3 protein-coding genes are annotated in these 2579 nt (G+C 55.3%); all 3 read left to right on the top strand.

Annotated elements, in window-relative coordinates; translation table 11 throughout:
- Window positions 1-283: hypothetical protein (locus ACWVCN_RS08250; protein ID WP_455245086.1), on the top strand; the 283-nt coding region annotated here is incomplete at its 5' end.
- Window positions 284-300: 17 nt separating this feature from the next.
- Entirely contained in the window at window positions 301-1683 is a 1383-nt protein-coding gene (locus ACWVCN_RS08245) for a glycosyltransferase (RefSeq protein WP_455245085.1), read from the top strand.
- A partial coding sequence (locus ACWVCN_RS08240; RefSeq protein ID WP_455245084.1) for a glycosyltransferase occupies window positions 1673-2579 on the top strand: 907 nt, incomplete at its 3' end. The genes ACWVCN_RS08245 and ACWVCN_RS08240, both read left to right, overlap by 11 nt.

The following is a 2579-nucleotide window of genomic DNA, read 5'->3' as shown; positions in this document are numbered from 1 at the left end:
GCTCGGTGGGTTTCGTGCCCATGGCAACCAGAAATCTGTTCTCCAGGCCGATGAATACGTGGCAGAGGCGGAACGGATATTAGCGCAATACGGTGGGCGGCCGTGCAAGGGCTGGGAAGCGTTGTTGAGAGGGATGGTATGGAAGGTGGCCCGGCACTATTCACTCGGGACGCTGCCTCGATTGATCCGGACAGTCGGTCACCGTGCGGGATTCACATTCCCAACAAAAGTCGCTGTATGGGACGGTACGGAATGGAGAATCATTTCAGGTTTCGTAGTGTGAGCGTGTGATCGAGGCCAATGAGAATACTCCAAGTCAGCACTTACGATAAGGGTGGAGGGGCCGAAGCCGTTGCGTGGCAACTTTTTGAGGAGTATCGGCGTCGAGGTCACGTATCGGTGATGGCAGTGGGAGAGAAGCGCAGCCGTGATATGGATGTAATTCCCTTATCGTGCGTTGTCGATTCCAGTCAGCTAGATCGGTGGTCCGAGAAGCTGAGCGAACAGTTGTTACCTTATGAGGGAAGACTGCGCGGAGCCTGGCGGCTACGTCGATGGTTACAGGCATACGCTGCATATCCGCCGAACTGGTGGCAAGCGAGATTGGGAATGGAGAATTTTAATTTTTCTGAGACATGGAAGTTGCTAACTCTAGCGAAGATTCAACCCGACATTCTTCACTGCCATAACCTTCACGGCGGCTGGCTTTCCCGCGGAGGGTACTTCGATTTGAGAGCTCTGCCGTGGCTGAGCAGGCAAGTCCCTGTCATGGTCACACTTCATGACACATGGTTACTCAGCGGGCACTGTGCATACACTCTCGGCTGCGATCGCTGGAAGGCGGGCTGTGGAACCTGTCCGGACTTATCGATCTATCCGGCTTTGCTTCGAGATGGAACCGCGTTCAACTGGAAGAGGAAAAAAGAAATTTTTGCCAATAGCCGCCTTCATGTCGCAACCCCTTCGAGATGGCTTATGAGCCAGGTAGAGCAATCGATGCTGGCCTCTTCGGTGGTCGAAGCCCGTGTGATTCCGAACGGGGTGGATAGGTCGGTCTTCTTGCCAGGCTCGAAGCGTCAGGCCAGAGAAGTGATCGGTCTGTCGCAGGACGATGCCGTCTTGTTGTTCGTGGCCAACGCCGCCAGGAGCAACGTGTTCAAGGATTATCGGACGGTCGAACAGTGCGCCGCGAGAGTGGCAGCGGGATATCGCGGACGCAAAGTCACGTTGATCGTTCTGGGAGAAAAAGGCGACCCGATCGCACTCGAAAACGGCGAGATCCGGTTCGTGGCTTTCCAGAAAGATGCAAGGACGACAGCACGTTATTACCAAGCGGCCGACGTCTACGTGCATGCCGCAAAATCCGACACGTTTCCTAACACCGTTCTCGAGGCGCTTTCCTGTGGCTTGCCGGTTGTTGCGACGGCAGTTGATGGGATTCCCGAACAGATCGAAGAACACCGTTCCGGATTTCTGGTTCCTGCTGGAGATGCCGAAGCGATGGCTGGTCGAGTGCTCCAACTTCTTTCCAATGAAGATCTGCGGACTTCGATGGGGGCGATAGCAGCGGAAACCGCTGCCCGGTCCTTTAGTCTCAATAGGCAAGTACAGGCGTATTTAGGTTGGTATGAGCAGATTCTGGAGGCTTCGCAATCAAAGGGTGTGACGACGTATGCCTGCTAAGGTCATGTTGTTGGCGGTCGGCCTGGGAGTCGGAGGAACCGAGACGCACATTCTCGAGTTGGCCGCACGGATCGATCGCTCACGGTTCAGCGTCATCGTGTGCTCGCTCAAGTCGGGAGGGGAGGTAGCTGATGAACTTCGAGCACGGGGGATCAAAGTTGTCTCGTTGGATGGGATGGGTAAATTGGATGTGCGGGTATTCCCCCGCCTCCTGAAGGTGTTGAGCGTCGAACGGCCGGATGTCATTCAATCGTTCTTGTTTTGGGCCAACCTGGCGGCCAGAGTATGCGGGCGCATTTTTAGAGCTATTCCGGTTGTTTCATCCTATCATGATGAAATTGTGAGTGAAGGTCGGGCAATCCGCTTAATCGACCGGCTTACTCTCAAGTGGACATCCGGGGTTGTTTGTTGTTCTGAAGCGGTGCGCCGGTCTGTTATGGCGCGTATCGGCGGGATCTCCGATCGATGCGCCATTATCCCGTTCGGTGTGGAAACACAGCGGTATGAATCAACTATGGCGCTTTCGAAACGAGAGCTTGGGCTGCGTGAGGACCAGCCGGTTATCGGGACCGTCTGTCGGCTCGTTGAGCCCAAAAAGGGATTGAGTGTGCTCCTCCAGGCAGCAGCTGAGTTGAAAAGGCGTGAGGGAGGGGGGAATTTTCAGCTGCTGATTGTCGGCGATGGGCCGGCGAGATCGCAGCTCGAACAGTTGAGTCGTCGATTGGATCTTGATTCACAGATAGTATTTACGGGGGCAAGACGGGATATACAGAAAATTTTACCGCTCGTGAATGTTTTTGTGCTCCCTTCGCTGTACGAGGGGTTCGGTATCGCCATCCTTGAAGCGTTGGCAGCCGGGAGGCCGGTCGTGGCCACCACTGTCGGCGGCATTCCCG

Source organism: Petrachloros mirabilis, from assembly GCF_975968855.1.
This window is presented reverse-complemented; position numbering and strand designations above follow the sequence as displayed.

Bases quoted from the DNA above. Each gene is read 5' to 3' on its own strand.
- ACWVCN_RS08245 (WP_455245085.1), top strand. From the start codon at position 301: ATGAGAATACTCCAAGTCAGCACTTACGATAAGGGTGGAGGGGCCGAA.